Genomic DNA, 17194 nt, shown 5'->3' with positions numbered 1-17194 from the left:
TAGTGCGTGGTGAGGACGACGGTCATGCCGTGGTCGTCCTGCATCTGGGAGACCCGCTGCCAGACGCTGTCGCGCGCGACGGGGTCGAGGCCGACCGTCGGCTCGTCGAGGACGAGGAGCGCCGGCTGGTTGACGAGCGCCTGGGCCAGCTCGAGGCGCCGGACCATGCCACCGGAGTAGGTCGAGGCCAGCCGGTGCTGGTCGGGCAGCAGGTCGACCATGGCGAGGACCTCGTCGACGCGGGTGGCCCGCTCGCGGCGGGGCACGTCGAAGAGCCGGGCGAACCACTCGACGTTCTCGCGGCCGCTCAGGGCCCCCTCGATCGACAGCTGCTGCGGCACGTAGCCGATGAGGCGCCGCACCTGCATCGCCCGGGCGCGCACCGAGTGGCCGAACACCTCGACCTGCCCCTCCTGCAGGGGCAGCAGGGTGTTGAGCAGGCGGATCGTCGTCGTCTTGCCGGCGCCGTTGGGTCCGAGCAGGCCGAAGCACTCACCGGGCTCCACCGTGAGGCTGAGGTGATCGACGGCCCGGTGCCGGCCGAAGCTGTAGCCGAGGTCACGGATGTCGAGGGCGGGCGCCGCCGTCACGCGGTCACCGTCCTGGTTGCTCGACGGTGGCGCCCGCCGGTGTGGTGGCGTTCGCAGCGGTCGTCGTCGACGGGACCGAGGAACCGGGCGGGGTCGGCGGGTTCGGGGTGCCCGGCTCGGGGAGCGATGCGGCGACGCGCGCCAGGAGCGGCAGCGCCCGGGCGACGGCGGCGCGTTCCTCGGCGTCGAGCGCGTCGAGGGCGACGACGGTGGCCTGGGTCCGACGGTCGCGCCAGTGCTCGAGCGCCGCAGCGGCTGACAGTGTCAGCTCGAGGCGCGCGATGCGTCGGTCGGCGGCGTCGCGCACGCGCACGATGACGTCGAGCCCGGTCAGCTGGCCCACGAGCGTCGACACGGTGTTCGGAGCCAGCCCCAGTGCCGAGGCCGCCTCCGCGACGCCGATGCCGGGGTTGCGCCGAACGACGCGGACCAGCTCGAGCTGGGCGCCCGAGAGCCCGAGATCGGGCAGGGGAGTGCCGACCAGGCGGCGCGACCGGCGACGGAACAGGCCCATGACGTCGTGGACGTCGTCGGCCAGGGCCGCGGCGGTGCGGGCAGGGCGGTCTCGGCCGGTCACGAGATCGAGATTATCTCGATGGTCATCTCGGTGTCAGAGGTGTCGACGGGCCCCGTCGACGGTCATCGAGTTATGGAGTCATCGAGTCATGGAGTCATGGGGTGATGGGGTCATGTCGTCAGGGCCCGGGACAGGGACGGGGACCGGGGGGCTGGGAACGCGAGAACCCCCGGGCGCTGGGGCCCGGGGGTTCCGTGGGTGTCGAGGGGGGGACTTGAACCCCCACGCCCGTTAAGGGCACTAGCACCTCAAGCTAGCGCGTCTGCCATTCCGCCACCCCGACAAGGTGATGAGCAAGGGGGCTCGAGGGAGCCCCTTGCGGCGAGGAGAACGTTACAGGGGCCCCGACCAAAAGACCAAACGACCCCAGCCGTCACCGGCATCCGTCCGGTCGGGGTCGCCGCCGACCACCTAGGCTGGCCGCATGAGCGAGCCCGTCGACCGCACCGCCACGATCGCCGCCGAGGACGAGGTGGCCCGCATCTGCGCCGATCTCATCCGCATCGACTCGACGAACTACGGCGACGGCAGCGGGCCGGGGGAGCGCAAGGCGGCCGAGTACGTGCTGGGCCAGCTCGCCGAGGTCGGCCTCGACGCGGAGCTGCTCGAGAGCGAGCCGGGACGCGCGACGGTGGTCCTGCGCCTCGAGGGCGAGGACCCGACGCGTCCGGGTCTGGCCGTTCACGGCCACCTCGACGTCGTGCCGGCCGACGCCGCCGACTGGCAGGTCGACCCGTTCGCGGCGGAGGAGCGCGAGGGCTGCATCTGGGGCCGGGGCGCGGTCGACATGAAGGACATGGACGCGATGATCCTCGCGAACGTCCGGCAGCTGGCACGCACGGGGACCAAGCCCGCCCGCACCACGACGGTGGTCTTCTTCGCCGACGAGGAGGCCGGCGGCACGTACGGCAGCCACTGGCTGGTCGACCACCACCCGGAGTGGTTCGAGGGCGTCAGCGAGGCGGTCAGCGAGGTCGGCGGGTACAGCGTCACGGTCCCCACGCCGCAGGGCGAGCGTCGGGCCTACCTGCTCCAGACGGCGGAGAAGGGCATCGCCTGGCTGCGCCTGCGCGCGCACGGACGGGCCGGGCACGGCTCGGTTCCCAACGCCGACAACGCGATCGTGCACCTCGCAGGGGCCATCGGCCGGATCGCCGCGCACGAGTGGCCGCGCGAGTACATCGCCTCGGTGCGCGACCTGCTCGAGGGGCTGAGCGCGCTCACCGGCATCGGGTATGCCGACGACGACCTCGAGGAGCTGCTGGGCGCCATGGGCGGCGCCCAGGGCTTCGTGCGCGGGACGCTGCGCGACACCGCCAACGTCACCATGCTCGAGTCGGGCTACAAGCACAACGTCGTCCCGCAGACCGCGACGGCCGCGCTCGACTGCCGGTTCCTGCCCGGCCACGAGGACGACCTCATGGAGACGGTGCGCCGCCTCGCCGGCGAGCACGTCGACGTCGAGGTCGTGCACCGTGACGTCGCGCTCGAGGCGCCGTTCGACGGGCACCTCGTCGAGGCGATGAAGCAGTCCCTGCTGCGCGAAGACCCCGAGGCGAGCGTGCTGCCCTACTGCCTCTCCGGCGGCACCGACAACAAGGCGCTCGGCCGCCTGGGCATCACCGGGTACGGGTTCGCGCCGCTGCGCCTGCCCGCCGACCTCGACTTCGCCCCGATGTTCCACGGCATCGACGAGCGGGTGCCCGTCGAGTCGCTGCGGTTCGGGGCGCGCGTCCTCGGCGACTTCCTGCGCACCTGCTGACCCGCTGCCGGACGGGCCGGACCCACCCCGCTCACCGGGCGAGGGGCCGAACGGTCAGGCGGTGCGCTGGACGCGCATGATGCGCCGCCGCAGCCACATCCGCCGGACGCCGCCCTCGTAGACCACGGTGCGGAACAGCTCCCAGCGGCCGTACTCGGCGTGCTCGCGCAGCTGCTGCCGCGCGTCGGTCTTGGACGTGCGGCGGTCGAAGGTGAGGACCCGGTACTCGTACTCCGTCATCGCCGCCCATTGTGACACCACCGATACCTGAGGCGTCGACGCATCGCGATAGCCTCGACCGGTACTCGTCGGAGGGGAGCCGACGCACACAGGGGAACCGCCGTGGCCTGGCCCGGCGCCGATGGCCCAGGAGGTCAATCACATGAAATGGAACCTGCGCCGGGTCGCGGCCGCGCTCGTCGTCGTGCCCGCGGTCCTCGCTTTCACGGCCTGTGGCAAGGCCGACGCCCCGCCGGCCGCCAGCACCGCGCCGGCCTCGGCCGCCGCCACGAGCACCAGCGCGCCTGCCGACGCGGGCGGCCCGTACAAGGACAAGGCGGCGTTCGTCGACGCGCTGAAGAAGGGCGCCGCGACGGCCACCACGGCGCACGTGACGATGACGATGGGCACCGCCGGCCAGAAGATGGAGATGACCGGCGACACCAAGGTCGACCCGGGCAACCCGGCCATGAAGGTGTCGATGGACATGGCCGGCCAGATGCAGCTCGACATGATCCTCGTGGACAAGAAGATCTACATGAAGGGCGTCCCCGGACAGAAGCCCGGCAAGTGGGCGGTCCTCGACAGCTCGTCGGCGATGGGCCGGCAGCTGACATCCTCCCTGGCCCAGGCCGACCCGACGAAGATGTACGACCAGTTCGACAAGGCCCTCACGGACGTGAAGTTCGTCGGAGAGGACTCCCTCGACGGTCAGTCGATGGACAAGTACCAGCTGACGCTCGACACGTCGGCGATCGAGGGTCAGCTCGGCGCGGACGCCAAGGGCCAGCTGCCCAAGACCATCCTCTACACGGTGTGGCTCGACGACCAGGACCACCTGCGCCGCGTCACGTTCGACATCTCCGGTGTCAAGGCCGACATGCGGATGAGCAAGTACGGCGAGCCCGTCGACATCACTGCGCCTGCCGCCAAGGACACCGTGAAGGCGCCGATGTGACCGACCCCGTCCACGGCTGAGCCCCCCGCCCGGCCCGCCGACGCCGACGACCCCGCCGCGACCCGACGCGCCGGGGTCGTCCCGCGTCCGGACCCGGGTCCACGACGCGAGCGGCATTGCGGTTCTCTGCACGCGACGCGTCGACTACGGTCGTGGCATGACCGTCGACCCGCGTTCCGCGCTCGAGAAGCTCGTCGCCGCCTTCGAGCGCCACTACGAGGCCGCGTCGGCCAGCCGCGACCCCGACCACCCGATGGTGGTCGCCGCCGCGCAGGACCTCGCCGAGGCGTTCGACGACTACGACGAGGCGCTCTACGAGGCCACCGAGGTCGCGACGCCGCTCGCCATCTACGGCGACGACTTCGACGGGCACGAGGACGACGACGGTTCTGACGGCCGGGTCTACGCGGGCCTCGACCCCGACGAGTACGACGAGGACGACGATCTCGACGACGAGGACGACGAGGACGACGAGGACGACGAGGACGACGAGGACGACGAAGAGGACGACGAGGACGACGACCTCGACGACGTGGACGACGACCTCGACGACGTGGACGACGACCTCGACGACGTGGACGACGACGAGGACGACGACTACGAGGACGAGGAGGCGGACCTGCCCCGGCGCGACGCCTCGCACGGCGCGCGTCCCGGGTCCTCCGGGAGCTGAGTCGCGGGTCGACCCGGCGTCGAACCGGGTGGCTCGGTCAGCCGGAGACGTCGTCCAGGGCGCCGACGATCTCGGCCGGCAGCTCGAGGTCCAGGCTGGCCAGGGCCGTTCGCAGCTGGCTGGTCGTGCGCGCGCCGACCACCGGCGCGGCCACGGCCGGGCGGTCCCGCACCCAGGCCAGCGCGACCTCGGCGGCCGACGTGCCCAGGCCACGCGCGGCCATGGCCACGGCCTCGACGACCCCCGCGCTGTGCTCGTCGAGGAAGCGCTGGGCGAAGCCGGGGAAGTCGCTCGAGGCCGCCCGGGAGCCCGAGGGGATGCCGTTGCGGTACTTGCCGGTCAGTACGCCGCGTCCGAGCGGTGACCACGGCAGGAGGCCGAAGCCGAGCCCCACGGCGGCGGGGACGACCTCCGTCTCGGCGTCGCGATGGACCAGTGAGAGCTGGACCTCGTTGGCCACCAAGGGCACCCGCGCCGACTCGAGCAGGCTGAACGCGCGTGCGGACTGCCAGCCGGAGTAGTTCGACACGCCGACGTAGCGGGCCCGGCCCGACACCGCGGCCCACTCGAGCGCCGACAGGGTCTCGGACAGCGGCACGTCGTCGGACCACGTGTGCACGAGCCAGAGGTCGACGTGGTCGGTGCCGAGGCGACGCAGCGACGCCTCGAGCTGGGCCATGAGGCCACGACGCGACACGTCGACGCGTCGCTCGCCCGACGCGCGGGAGATGCCGGCCTTGGTGCACACGACGAGGTCCTCGCGAGGGACGACGTCGCCGATGAGCCCGCCGAGGATGGTCTCGGCGTCGCCGCCGCCGTAGCCGTAGGCGGTGTCGACGAGGTTGCCGCCCGCGTCGACGAACGCCCGCAGGTGCTCGGCGGCGTCGTGGCGGTCGACGGCGTTGCCCCAGAGCATGGTCCCGAGCGCCAGGGGCGTGACGGAGAGACCGGACGACCCGAGACGCCTGCGCATGGTGGGACACGTTAGCCGGTCGGCCGACGGCGTCGTGACAGATAGCCTCGCCTGCATGAGACTCGGCGTGAACCTCGGGTACTGGGGACGCGGCACGACCGGCGAGGACATGGTCGCCGTGGCCCGCGCCGCCGACCGCCTCGGCTACGACAGCGCCTGGGTCGCGGAGGCCTACGGCAGCGACAGCGTCTCGATGCTGTCGTGGATCGGGGCGCTGACCGAGCGCATCGGCCTCGGCTCGGCCGTCATGCAGATCCCGGGCCGCACCCCGGCGATGACGGCCATGACCGCCGCCACCCTCGACACCATGTCGGGCGGCCGGTTCCGGCTCGGGCTCGGCGTCTCGGGCCCCCAGGTGAGCGAGGGCTGGCACGGCGTGCCCTTCGCCCAGCCGCTGGCGCGTACGCGCGAGTACGTCGAGGTGGTCCGTGCCGCCCTGCGGCGCGACGTCGTCGAGCACGCGGGCCGGCACTACCCGCTGCCCCTGCCGGGCGGCCCCGGCAAGGCCCTCAGGCTCGGGACGCGCCCCCTGCGCCCGCATGTTCCCGTCTACCTGGCAGCTGTCGGCCCGCGCAACCTCGCCCTCTCGGGAGAGATCGCCGACGGCTGGCTCGGCATCTTCTTCAGCCCCGACCACGCCGGCGACCACCTCGAGGTGATCCGCACCGCCCGGCGCGCCGCCGGTCGGGGCACGCCCGAGGACCCCCTGGCCGGCTTCGACGTCGTCGCGACGACCCCCGTCGTGCTCCTCGACGACGTCGAGGCGGCCGCGGCCCACGTGCGTCCGTACTGCGCCCTCTACATCGGTGGCATGGGCTCGCGGGAGCAGAACTTCTACAACCAGCTCGCCTGCCGGATGGGCTTCGAGGACGCCGCCGCCCGCATCCAGGACCTCTACCTCGACGGCCGGCACCGCGAGGCCGCGGAGGCCGTCCCGCTCGAGTTCATCGACGAGACGGCCCTGCTCGGCTCGCCGGCACGCGTGGCCCGGCGGATGCAGCGCTACGCGGACGCCGGCGTCACGACGCTCGCCGTCGCCACGAGCGGCGGCATGACGCGCGACCAGGCGCTCGACACCGTCGAGGTGATGGCGGGCATCGCCGGCCTCGACGCGTCCGGCCGAGCCGACGCGGCGGGCTGACGCGGCTGGCTGACGCGGCGGCCCCGCAGGACCGCCCGCTAGGGTGCAGGCTGGTGCCGAGTGGCCGCCCCGTGCCGGGGCGCGCCGGGGCGCCGGTCCCGACCCCCACGCAGAAGGCTGACCACGACATGGCCGACCTCAGCTACCTCGATGCCGTCGTCCTCGGCGTCGTCGAGGGCCTGACCGAGTACCTGCCCGTCTCGTCGACGGGGCACCTCACGATCACCGAGAAGCTGCTCGGTCTGTCGGTCGACGACCCGGCGGTCACCGCCTACACCGCGGTCATCCAGCTCGGGGCCATCGTCGCGACGCTGCTCTACTTCTTCCGCGACATCGTCCGGTTCGCCCTGGCCTGGTTCCGTGGTCTCGGCAGTGCGGAGGCGCGCCGCGATCCCGACTACGGGCTCGCGTGGGCCGTCGTCATCGGCTCGGTCCCCGTCGGCGTCGTCGGGTTCCTCGGGCGGCACGCGATCGAGAGCACGTTGCGCAGCCTGTGGGTCGTCGCGGCGGCCCTGCTGCTGTGGAGCGTCGTCATGGTCGTCGCCGAGCGCGTGTACGCCCGGCACGAGGCCCGCGGCCTCGTGCGGGACGAGCACTCGGTCCGCCCGGTGGACGGGCTCGTCATCGGCCTCGTCCAGTGCTTCTCGCTCGTCCCGGGGGTCTCGCGCTCGGGTGCGACGATCTCGGCGGGCATCGCGCGCGGCATCAGCCGCGTCACGGCCACGCGGCTGTCGTTCTTCCTCGCGATCCCGGCCCTGACGGCCGCGGGCCTCTTCCAGGCGGTGCAGGAGAAGGAGGGCCTGACGGCGCTCGGCCTGGGGCCAGTGGTCGTCGGGCTCGTCGTCGCCTTCGTCGTCGCCTACGCCTCGATCGCCTGGCTGCTGCGCTTCGTCGCGACGAACAGCCTGATGGCCTTCGTCTGGTACCGCGTGCTGCTCGGCGTCGTCCTCGCAGCGGTGCTCGCCGCCGGCGTCATCAGCGCCACCTGACCCCTAGAGCCAGCCGGAGCGCTTGAAGGCGCGGTAGAGACCCAGGCACGACGCCGCCATGACGGCCAGGGCGACGAAGTACCCGTAGTAGAACTCGCCGCTGCTCGTGTGGATGCTGGCGGTGAGCTCCGGGATGCGGTCGAAGTTCATGCCGTAGATACCGGCGATCATCGTCGGCACCGCGGCGATGGCGACCCACGCCGAGATCTTGCGCATGTCCTCGTTCTGCTGGATCCCCACCGAGGCCAGGTGGGCCGACAGGACGTCGGTCAGCAGCCGGTCGTAGGACTCGACGTGGTCGTTGACGAGGCGCAGGTGGTCGGCGACGTCGCGGAAGAAGACGAGGATCTCCGTCGGCAGGAACCGGCCGCGGCCGCGCTCCATGAAGTTGGCGAGGGTGTCGGCGAGCGGCTTGCTCGCGCGCCGGAACTCGAGCACCTCGCGCTTGAGGCGGTAGATCGTGTTGGCGTCACCCTGCTGGTCCGAGCCGAGGACCTCCTCCTCGATCTGGTCGAGGTCCTTCTTGATCTCGGCGTCGACGACGACGTAGTTGTCGACGACGGAGTCCATGACGGCGTGCAGCACCGAGAGGGGTCCGTGGTCGAGCCGCTCCGGGTCGGCTTCGAGCCGCTGACGCACGCCGGCGAGGGGGTTGCCCTCGCCGTGGCGCACCGTGACGACGAAGCGGTCACCGATGAAGAGCATGACCTCGCCGGTCTCGATGTCGCTCGTGACCTCGACGTAGCGCAGGGTCTTGAGGACGACGAACGTCGAGGTCTCGTACTGCTCGATCTTGGCGCGCTGCCGGCCGTTGACGGCGTCCTCGACGGCCAGCGGGTGCAGGTGCAGCTCCTCGTTGACGAGGTCGAACTCCTCGTCGGTGGGGTCCTTCAGCCCGATCCAGAGGAAGCCGTCCTGGGTGAGGCGCAGCACGTCGAGCTCGTCGCTGAGGTCGCCGCACCCCTGCCGCTTGCCGTTGCGGTAGATGGCCTTGTCCACGATCACCCCCCTATGTCACCACGCCGTCCTGCGAGGGGACTGGAGGCCGCGGTCACCTGCGCGTCTAGGCTGGCGCCCGTGCCCACCGTGATCTTCGTGCGCCACGGCCGCTCGAGCGCCAACGTCTCGGGCACGCTCGCCGGCTGGATGCCCGGCGTCTTCCTCGACGAGACCGGTGAGGCGCAGGCCGCCTCGGTCGGGGCGCGTCTGGCCGCGGCGACGCTGCCCGTCGTGGAGGTCGTGTCCTCCCCGCTGGACCGGTGCGTCCAGACGGCCGACCTGCTCTGCGCACCGCTGCCCGGCCGCGTCCGCCGCAGCGTCCACGACGGGCTGGGGGAGTGCCGCTACGGGGCCTGGACCGGCCGACCGCTCGCCGAGCTGGCCCGCGAGGAGCTGTGGAAGGTCGTGCAGGACCGTCCGAGCCAGGCCCGGTTCCCCGACTCCGCCCAGTACCCGGGCGAGTCGATGGTGCAGATGCAGGACCGGGCCCTGCAGGCGGTCCGCGAGGTGGATGCGCGGATCCTCGAGACGCACGGCCCGGACGCCGTCTGGGTGGCCGTGTCGCACGGTGACGTCATCAAGGCCGTCCTGTCGCACGCCACGGGTGCCCACCTCGACGACTTCCAGCGGATCTTCGTCGACCCGGCCTCGGTGAGCGTCGTCCGGTACACGAGCCGCAAGCCCTTCGTCCTGCGCGTCAACGACGTCGGCGGGGACCTGACGGGGCTGCGGCCGGACGAGCGGCCGGCGGTCCCGGAGGGCGACGCGGTCGTCGGCGGTGGCCCCGGACCTGCGGACCTCGTCGGATAGGGTCGAACGCATGACGGTCCAGGACTTCGACCCCGCCGACCGGTTCGTCGCCGGCACCGTCGGACCGACGGGACAGCGGGCCTTCTACCTCCAGGCCACCGACGGCCTGCGCCTCGTCACGGTGGGGCTCGAGAAGCAGCAGGTCGCGATCCTCGCCGACCGCATCAACGACGTCCTCGACCAGCTGGCCCCGGCGGCCGCGGTCGAGCCCGGCCAGCCCGGTGGCGCGTCCGAGGACACCGAACCGCTGCAGACGCCCTTCGACGAGGACTGGCACGTGCAGACCCTCTCGCTCGCCTGGGACGAGGACCGCCAGCGCATCGTCATCGAGTGCCACGACCACGACCCGGACGAGGTCGACGAGGACGACGACGAGGAGCCGGTCGGCCCGCTCGGACGCAACTCGCTGCGGGTGACCCTCGACCCCGCCGACGCGCGGGCCTTCGCCCGCCGCAGCTCGGCGCTCGTGGCCGCCGGCCGGCCCCCGTGCCCGTTCTGCGGCGGGCCCCTCGACCCCACGGGCCACATCTGCCCGCGGGCCAATGGCTACCGCCGCTGAGACGCACCCGCAGCCGGTCGACCTCACCGGCGAGCTCGAGGTGCTGGGGCGCGTCGCCGGGTCCTCGAACATGGCCGTCGTCGCCCGCGTGTCGACGCTGCCCGGTGGGCATGTCGTCTACAAGCCCGTGCGTGGCGAGCGACCGCTCTGGGACTTCCCCGAGGGCACCCTGGCGGGCCGCGAGGTCGCGGCACACGTGGTGTCCGAGCTGGGTCGGTGGCACGTCGTGCCGCCGACGGTGCTGCGCGACGGCCCGCTCGGGCCCGGCTCGGTGCAGCTGTGGGTCGGTGACCCCTTCGACCCGGTGCCCGACGACGCCGTCGTCGACCTCGTCCCGGAGGGCCGTGCCCCTGCTGGATGGCACGCCGTCTTCGACGGCGAGGCGCCGGGCGGCTCGGCGGTGACCGTGGTGCACTCCGGCGCCGACGACGTGCGCTCGCTGGCGGTGCTCGACGCCGTCATCAACAACAGCGACCGGAAGGGCTCGCACTGCCTCCGCGACGCGTCGGGCCGGCTGTGGGCCATCGACCACGGGGTCACGTTCTCGCCGGTCCCCAAGCTGCGGACGGTGCTCTGGGGCTGGGCAGGCGAGCCGTTCGCCGACGCCGACCGCGAGCGCCTGGCCCTGCTGTCCGCCGCCCTCGACGAGGAGGCCGAGCGTGACCGGCTGCTCGCGCTCCTGCCCGAGGGCGACGTCGACGCGCTGGTCCTGCGGGTGGAGCGCCTGCTGGACCGCGGCATCCATCCGTACCCGAGCCCCGGCTGGCCGGCGGTCCCCTGGCCGCCGCTGTGACGCCGGCACCGCGGCGGACGCCGGTCGAGGGGTGTGGGCGGCCCGGGATAGAGTCTGCGCGTGAGAAGCTGGCCCACGCCGTTCATCCCGCAGGTCCCCGGCTCCGCCCCCGAGGTGAAGGTCCGCGACACGGCGACCGGCGAGCTCGTCCCCGCGGCAGCGGGGCCTGAGGCCACGATCTACGTCTGCGGCATCACGCCCTACGACGCGACCCACCTCGGGCACGCCGCCACGTACGTCACGTTCGACCTGCTCGGCCGCATCCTGCGCGACAGCGGCCGCACGGTCCGCTACGTCCAGAACATCACCGACATCGACGACCCCCTGCTCGAGCGTGCCGAGCGCGACGGCATCGACTGGCGCGACCTCGCCACCCGCGAGATCGCCCTGTTCCGCGAGGACATGACCGCGCTCGGCGTGATCCCGCCGGACGAGTACCTCGGAGCCGTCGAGAGCATCCCGACGTTCGTCGCCCCGATCGAGCGGCTCGTCGCCGACGGCGCCGCCTACCTGGTGCCCGCCCCTGACGCGTCGCGCGAGGGCGCGACCGACGTCTACTTCGACGTCGCGCGGGACCCGCGCTTCGGCTCGGTGAGCCACCTCGACGAGGACGGCATGCTGGAGGTCTTCGAGGAGCGCGGCGGCGACCCCGACCGGCCCGGCAAGCGCAACCGGCTCGACGCGCTCCTGTGGCGGGCCCACCGCGAGGGTGAGCCCGAGTGGGACGGCGGCGGCCTCGGTCCCGGCCGACCCGGCTGGCACATCGAGTGCGCCTGCATCGCGATGGACCACCTCGGTGTGCCCGTCGACGTCCAGGGCGGTGGCACGGACCTCGTGTTCCCGCACCACGAGATGAGCGCGGCGCACGCCAGGGCGCTGAGCGGCGCCCCGGCCTTCGCCGGCGCGTTCGTCCACCAGGGCATGGTCGGGCTCGACGGCGAGAAGATGAGCAAGAGCCGCGGCAACCTCGTGCTCGTCTCCCAGCTGCGGCGCGAGGGCGTGGACCCCATGGCGATCCGCCTCACCCTGCTCGCCAAGCACCACCGCGAGGACTGGATGTACGACGACGCGATGCTCGTCGACGCGCAGCAGCGGCTCGAGACGTGGCGAAAGGCCTTGTCCGGCAACGGCGGTCCGGTCGCCGACCAGACCGTCGAGGACATCCGCGCGGCCCTCGCCGACGACCTCGACAGCCCGCGCGCGCTCCAGGCCGTCGACCGCTGGGCCGCGCAGGCGTTGACCCGTGGCGGTGACGACCCCGGCGCGCCCGGCGTCGTCGGACGCGCGCTCGACGCGCTGCTCGGCGTCCGCCTCTGAGGCAGGACGCCCGGGACGGTCAGCGACCGCGCTGGTCGTCGTCCCGGCCGCGCAGGTACCGCTCGAACTCGCGCGCGATGGCGTCGCCGCTCGCCTCCGGCAGCTCGGCGGTGTCCTGGGCCTCCTCGAGCGACTGCACGTACTCGGCGACCTCCTCGTCGGACTGCGCGAGCTCGTCGACGCCGCGCTCCCACGCCCGGGCCGTCTCCTCGAGGTCGGCGTGCGGCACCGTGATGCCGAGGAGGGCCTCGATGCGGCGCAGCAGGCTCAGGGTCGCCTTGGGCGAGGGCGGGCCGCCGGCGTAGTGCGGGACGGCGGCCCATGCCGACACCGTCGGGATGCCGGTGTCGGCGGCCGTGTGGCTGAGGACACCGACGATGCCCGTGGGGCCCTCGTAGCGGCTCGCCTCGACGTCGAAGCGGTGCATCGCCGAGTCGTCCTCGGCGGTGGCCGTGACCGGGATCGGACGGGTGTGGGGCACGTCGGCGAGCAGCGCGCCGAGCGTGAGGATGGTCGTCACGCCGAGCTGCTGGGCCAGCTCGAGCAGCTCGATGCAGTAGGCGCGCCAGCGCATCGAGGGCTCGATGCCCTGGACGAGGACGACGTCGCGGTCGAAGCCGGTGTCGGTGGCCACGAGGATGCGGGTGGTCGGCCAGGTGAGGACCCGGCGGCCGTCCTCGACCGACACACGCGGCCGGTTGACCTGGAAGTCGTAGTACTCCTCGGGGTCGAAGGCGGCGACGAGCTGGGCGTCCCACACGTCGGCGAGGTGACGCACGGCGCTCGTGGCGGCCTCACCCGCGTCGTTCCAGCCCTCGAAGGCCGCGATGAGCACCGGGTCGTTGAGCTCCGGCACGTCCTCGAACTCCAGCACCTTGCCTCCTTCGTCGCGGCCGCGCCCGCGACCACACCGCCAGCCTATGCCGTGGTGCGGACGCCGTGCCCGCACTGCGGGCGGCGACGCGCCCGTCGGCACGGGTCCGTAGAATTCGGTCGGTCCGACGTTCCGCGACCCGATCCCCGGCCGCCCGCCGAGAGGAGACCCCTTGACCCAGTCGCCGCAGGTGCGGCCCGACGCCACCGATGCCCTCACCGCGACGCTCCGCGAGCGGATCATGGTGCTCGACGGGGCGATGGGCACGGCGATCCAGCGCGACCGGCCGGACGAGGCCGGGTACCGCGGCCAGCGGTTCAAGGACTGGCACACCGACGTCCAGGGCAACAACGACCTGCTGTCGATCACCGCCCCCGAGATCATCGCCGGCATCCACCGCGAGTACCTCGAGGCCGGCGCCGACATCATCGAGACGAACACCTTCAACGCCACGGCGATCTCGCTGTCGGACTACGGCATGGAGGACCTCGCCTACGAGATCAACCACGCGTCGGCAGCACTGGCCCGCCGCGAGGCCGACGCGATGACCGCGCGCACGCCGGAGCGTCCCCGCTGGGTGGCCGGCGCGCTGGGCCCGACGTCGCGCACGGCGTCGATCTCACCGGACGTCAACGACCCGGGTGCGCGCAACGTGACCTTCGACGGTCTGGTCGCGGCCTACCTGGACGCTGCGCGCGGCCTCGTCGACGGCGGCAGCGACCTGCTCTTCGTCGAGACGATCTTCGACACGCTCAACGCCAAGGCGGCCATCTTCGCCCTCGAGCAGCTCTTCGACGAGCGCGGTCGGCGTTGGCCGGTCGTCGTCTCCGGCACCATCACGGACGCGTCGGGGCGCACCCTGTCGGGCCAGGTCACGGAGGCGTTCTGGAACTCCGTGCGCCACGTGCGCCCCATCGCCGTCGGCCTCAACTGTGCGCTCGGCGCCAAGGAGATGCGTCCGTACATCGCCGAGATGTCCCGGGTCGCCGACACGTTCGTCTCCTGCTACCCGAACGCCGGGCTGCCCAACGCCTTCGGTGAGTACGACGAGGCGCCGGACGAGACCGCGGCGATCCTGTCCGAGTTCGCCGACGCCGGGTTCGTCAACCTCGTCGGCGGCTGCTGCGGCACGACGCCGGAGCACATCGCCTCGATCGCCAAGGCCGTCGACGGCAAGCCACGGCGCGAGGTGCCGATGCCCCGGCCGGCCATGCGCCTGTCGGGCCTCGAGCCCTTCACCATCGATGCCGACAGCCTGTTCGTCAACGTCGGCGAGCGCACGAACATCACCGGCTCGGCCCGCTTCCGCTCGCTCATCAAGGACGGCGACTACGACACCGCGCTGTCCGTGGCCGCGCAGCAGGTCGAGAATGGCGCCCAGGTCATCGACGTCAACATGGACGAAGGCATGATCGACGGCGTCGCGGCGATGGAGCGCTTCCTGCGGCTCGTCGCGAGCGAGCCCGACATCAGCCGGGTGCCCGTCATGGTCGACTCGAGCAAGTGGGAGGTCATCGAGGCCGGCCTCAAGCAGGTCCAGGGCAAGCCCATCGTCAACTCGATCTCGCTCAAGGAGGGCGAGGCGTCGTTCGTCGAGCACGCCCGGCTCGTCCGCCGGTACGGCGCCGCGGCGGTCGTCATGGCCTTCGACGAGGACGGCCAGGCCGACTCGCTCGAGCGCCGCACGGCGATCTGCGAGCGCGCCTACCGGATCCTCACCGAGCAGGTCGGCTTTCCGGCCGAGGACATCATCTTCGACCCCAACGTCTTCGCCGTCGCCACCGGCATCGAGGAGCACGCCTCGTACGGGCGCGACTTCATCGAGGCCACGCGCTGGATCAAGCAGAACCTGCCCGGCGCCAGGGTGTCCGGCGGCATCTCCAACGTCTCGTTCAGCTTCCGCGGCAACAACCCCGTCCGCGAGGCCATCCACGCCGTGTTCCTCTACCACGCCATCGCGGCGGGCCTCGACATGGGCATCGTCAACGCCGGTGCCCTCGCCGTCTACGACGAGGTCGACGCCGAGCTGCGGGAGCGCATCGAGGACGTCGTGCTCAACCGTCGGCCCGATGCCGCCGAGCGGCTCCTCGAGATCGCCGAGTCCTACAACCGCGGCTCGGCCGCGGCGGAGGCCGACGAGGAGGAGTGGCGCTCGCTGCCGGTCGCCGAGCGCATCACGCACGCCCTCGTCAAGGGCATCGACGGGCACGTCGAGGCCGACACGGAGGAGCTCCGGGCCGAGATCGCCGGGCGAGGCGGCCGGCCCATCGAGGTCATCGAGGGTCCTCTCATGGACGGCATGAACGTCGTGGGCGACCTCTTCGGCGCGGGAAAGATGTTCCTGCCCCAGGTGGTCAAGAGCGCGCGGGTCATGAAGAAGGCCGTCGCCTACCTCATCCCCTTCATCGAGAAGGAGAAGGCCGCCGACCCCGAGCTGGCCAAGCAGAAGGACACCAACGGCACCATCGTCATGGCGACGGTCAAGGGCGACGTCCACGACATCGGCAAGAACATCGTCGGCGTCGTCCTGCAGTGCAACAACTACGAGGTCATCGACCTCGGCGTCATGGTGCCCGCCCAGAAGATCCTCGACGCGGCCAAGGAGCACGACGCCGATCTCATCGGCCTGTCCGGCCTCATCACCCCCTCGCTCGACGAGATGGTCGGTTTCGCGGCCGAGATGCAGCGCACCGGCATGACGATCCCGCTGCTCATCGGCGGCGCGACCACGTCCCGGGCACACACGGCCGTCAAGGTGGACAAGCGGTACGACGGCCCGGTCGTCTGGGTCAAGGACGCCTCGCGCTCGGTCCCGGTCGCCGCCGCCCTGCTGTCGGACGAGCAGCGTCCCCGGCTGCTCGCCCAGGTCAAGGCCGACTACGACGCGCTGCGGGCCCGGCACGCCGCCAAGACCGAGCGCAAGCTCCTGCCGCTGGCGGCCGCTCGCGAGCGTTGCACCCCGGTCGACTGGACCGGGTACCGGCCGCCGCACCCGCACCTGCTGCTCCAGCAGGAGAAGGACGTCTCCACGATCACCCGGTCGCGCACCGCCCCGCAGCACGTCCGGGCCTTCCACGACTACCCGCTCGCCGAGCTGCGCCGGTACATCGACTGGTCGCCGTTCTTCTCGGCGTGGGAGCTCAAGGGCACCTACCCCGACATCCTCAACAACCCGGCGAGCGGACAGGCCGCCCGCAAGCTGTTCGAGGACGCACAGGCGATGCTCGACCGCATCGTCGAGGAACGGTGGCTGACGGCCAACGGCGTCATCGGGTTCTTCCCGGCCAACGGTGTCGGTGACGACATCGAGGTGTACGCCGACGAGTCGCGCGCCGAGCCGCTGGCCGTGCTGCACCACCTGCGACAGCAGGGCGAGCACCGCGCCGGCGTGCCCAACCGTTCGCTCGCCGACTTCGTCGCCCCGAAGGGCACGCGTGACTGGGTCGGCGGCTTCGCCGTGACCGCCGGGCTCGGCAGCGCCGAGCGGGTGGCCCGGTTCCGCGAGCGCCTCGACGATTACGACGCGATCCTGCTCGAGGCGCTCGCGGACCGGCTCGCCGAGGCCTTCGCCGAGCGGATGCACGAGCGGGTGCGCAAGGAGTTCTGGGGCTACGCGCCCGACGAGCACTTCAGCAACGCCGCGCTCATCAAGGAGCAGTACGCGGGCATCCGTCCGGCGCCCGGCTACCCCGCCTGCCCCGAGCACACGGAGAAGCGCACCCTGTGGGACCTGCTCGACGTGGAGGCCCGCACCGGCATCACGCTCACCGACAGCATGGCGATGACGCCCGGGGCCTCGGTCTCCGGCTGGTACTTCTCGCACCCGGAGTCGCAGTACTTCGTCGTCGGCCGCGTCGACCGCGACCAGGTGGCCGACTACGCGCAGCGCAAGGGGTGGACGCTGGCCGAGGCGGAGCGCTGGCTCTCGGCCAACCTCGCCTACGACCCGGAGGACTGACG

General features: G+C 72.2%; 16 protein-coding genes and 1 tRNA gene. 10 read left to right on the top strand and 7 right to left on the bottom strand.

Going from position 1 to position 17194, the window contains the following annotated elements:
• The 3 genes from ACR9ZK_RS09985 to ACR9ZK_RS09975 form a co-directional block, all read right to left on the bottom strand.
• Window positions 1–590: ABC transporter ATP-binding protein (locus ACR9ZK_RS09985; RefSeq protein WP_481341745.1), on the bottom strand; the 590-nt coding region annotated here is incomplete at its 3' end.
• 4 nt (window positions 591–594) lie between these two features.
• Window positions 595–1167, bottom strand: coding sequence for a MarR family winged helix-turn-helix transcriptional regulator (locus tag ACR9ZK_RS09980; protein WP_481341744.1), 573 nt, complete (start codon window positions 1165–1167; stop codon window positions 595–597).
• 199 nt (window positions 1168–1366) lie between these two features.
• Window positions 1367–1450, bottom strand: a tRNA-Leu gene (locus tag ACR9ZK_RS09975).
• 141 nt (window positions 1451–1591) lie between these two features.
• Here ACR9ZK_RS09975 and ACR9ZK_RS09970 point away from each other — a divergent pair.
• Window positions 1592–2929, top strand: a complete 1338-nt coding sequence (locus ACR9ZK_RS09970; RefSeq protein ID WP_481341743.1) for a M20/M25/M40 family metallo-hydrolase — start codon at window positions 1592–1594, stop codon at window positions 2927–2929.
• Between the two features lie 54 nt (window positions 2930–2983).
• Here the strand turns inward: ACR9ZK_RS09970 and ACR9ZK_RS09965 are convergent, their stop codons facing one another.
• Complete coding sequence (locus ACR9ZK_RS09965; protein WP_481341742.1) at window positions 2984–3169, bottom strand: DUF5703 family protein; 186 nt, start codon at window positions 3167–3169, stop codon at window positions 2984–2986.
• Between the two features lie 142 nt (window positions 3170–3311).
• Between ACR9ZK_RS09965 and ACR9ZK_RS09960 the strand changes: the two genes are divergently transcribed.
• Together ACR9ZK_RS09960 and ACR9ZK_RS09955 are read left to right on the top strand one after the other, a co-directional pair.
• The gene (locus ACR9ZK_RS09960) at window positions 3312–4106 is read left to right on the top strand and encodes an SCO4651 family lipoprotein (protein WP_481341741.1); all 795 of its coding nucleotides are present in this window, start codon (window positions 3312–3314) and stop codon (window positions 4104–4106) included.
• Between the two features lie 157 nt (window positions 4107–4263).
• Window positions 4264–4779, top strand: a complete 516-nt coding sequence (locus tag ACR9ZK_RS09955) for a hypothetical protein (protein ID WP_481341740.1) — start codon at window positions 4264–4266, stop codon at window positions 4777–4779.
• Window positions 4780–4816: 37 nt separating this feature from the next.
• Here ACR9ZK_RS09955 and ACR9ZK_RS09950 read toward each other — a convergent pair whose 3' ends face one another.
• Entirely contained in the window at window positions 4817–5752 is a 936-nt protein-coding gene (locus ACR9ZK_RS09950) for an aldo/keto reductase (RefSeq protein ID WP_481341739.1), read from the bottom strand.
• Window positions 5753–5807: 55 nt separating this feature from the next.
• On the opposite strand from ACR9ZK_RS09950, the gene ACR9ZK_RS09945 reads away from it, so the two are divergent.
• A complete protein-coding gene (locus ACR9ZK_RS09945) occupies window positions 5808–6893 on the top strand; it encodes an LLM class F420-dependent oxidoreductase (protein ID WP_481341738.1) in 1086 nt (361 codons plus the stop codon).
• Between the two features lie 128 nt (window positions 6894–7021).
• On the top strand, window positions 7022–7882 hold the full coding sequence (locus ACR9ZK_RS09940) for an undecaprenyl-diphosphate phosphatase (protein WP_481341737.1): 861 nt from the start codon (window positions 7022–7024) through the stop codon (window positions 7880–7882).
• A 3-nt stretch (window positions 7883–7885) separates the two neighbouring features.
• Here the strand turns inward: ACR9ZK_RS09940 and corA are convergent, their stop codons facing one another.
• Entirely contained in the window at window positions 7886–8887 is a 1002-nt protein-coding gene (gene corA / locus ACR9ZK_RS09935) for a magnesium/cobalt transporter CorA (protein ID WP_481341736.1), read from the bottom strand.
• 72 nt (window positions 8888–8959) lie between these two features.
• On the opposite strand from corA, the gene ACR9ZK_RS09930 reads away from it, so the two are divergent.
• From ACR9ZK_RS09930 to mshC, 4 genes are read left to right on the top strand one after another with little or no spacing between them, the layout of a single operon-like run.
• Complete coding sequence (locus ACR9ZK_RS09930) at window positions 8960–9691, top strand: MSMEG_4193 family putative phosphomutase (protein ID WP_481341735.1); 732 nt, start codon at window positions 8960–8962, stop codon at window positions 9689–9691.
• A gap of 10 nt (window positions 9692–9701) precedes the next feature.
• On the top strand, window positions 9702–10250 hold the full coding sequence (locus ACR9ZK_RS09925) for a DUF3090 domain-containing protein (RefSeq protein WP_481341734.1): 549 nt from the start codon (window positions 9702–9704) through the stop codon (window positions 10248–10250).
• A complete protein-coding gene (locus ACR9ZK_RS09920; protein ID WP_481341733.1) occupies window positions 10234–11043 on the top strand; it encodes an SCO1664 family protein in 810 nt (269 codons plus the stop codon). Before ACR9ZK_RS09925 ends, ACR9ZK_RS09920 begins: the two co-directional genes overlap by 17 nt.
• Before the next feature lie 60 nt (window positions 11044–11103).
• Window positions 11104–12360, top strand: coding sequence for a cysteine--1-D-myo-inosityl 2-amino-2-deoxy-alpha-D-glucopyranoside ligase (mshC, locus tag ACR9ZK_RS09915; protein WP_481341732.1), 1257 nt, complete (start codon window positions 11104–11106; stop codon window positions 12358–12360).
• A gap of 19 nt (window positions 12361–12379) precedes the next feature.
• Here mshC and ACR9ZK_RS09910 read toward each other — a convergent pair whose 3' ends face one another.
• Window positions 12380–13234 carry a PAC2 family protein gene (locus ACR9ZK_RS09910; RefSeq protein ID WP_481341731.1) on the bottom strand — a complete coding sequence of 285 codons (855 nt, stop codon included), beginning with the start codon at window positions 13232–13234 and terminating at the stop codon, window positions 12380–12382.
• A gap of 172 nt (window positions 13235–13406) precedes the next feature.
• Here ACR9ZK_RS09910 and metH point away from each other — a divergent pair, with 172 nt between their 5' ends.
• Complete coding sequence (gene metH / locus ACR9ZK_RS09905) at window positions 13407–17192, top strand: methionine synthase (RefSeq protein ID WP_481341730.1); 3786 nt, start codon at window positions 13407–13409, stop codon at window positions 17190–17192.
• The last annotated feature ends 2 nt before the right edge of the window (window positions 17193–17194 follow it).

The sequence above is a fragment of the Monashia sp. HAY1-5C genome (assembly GCF_056755255.1).
Note: the sequence above shows the minus strand (reverse complement) of the source record. Positions and strands in the feature narration are given on the sequence as shown.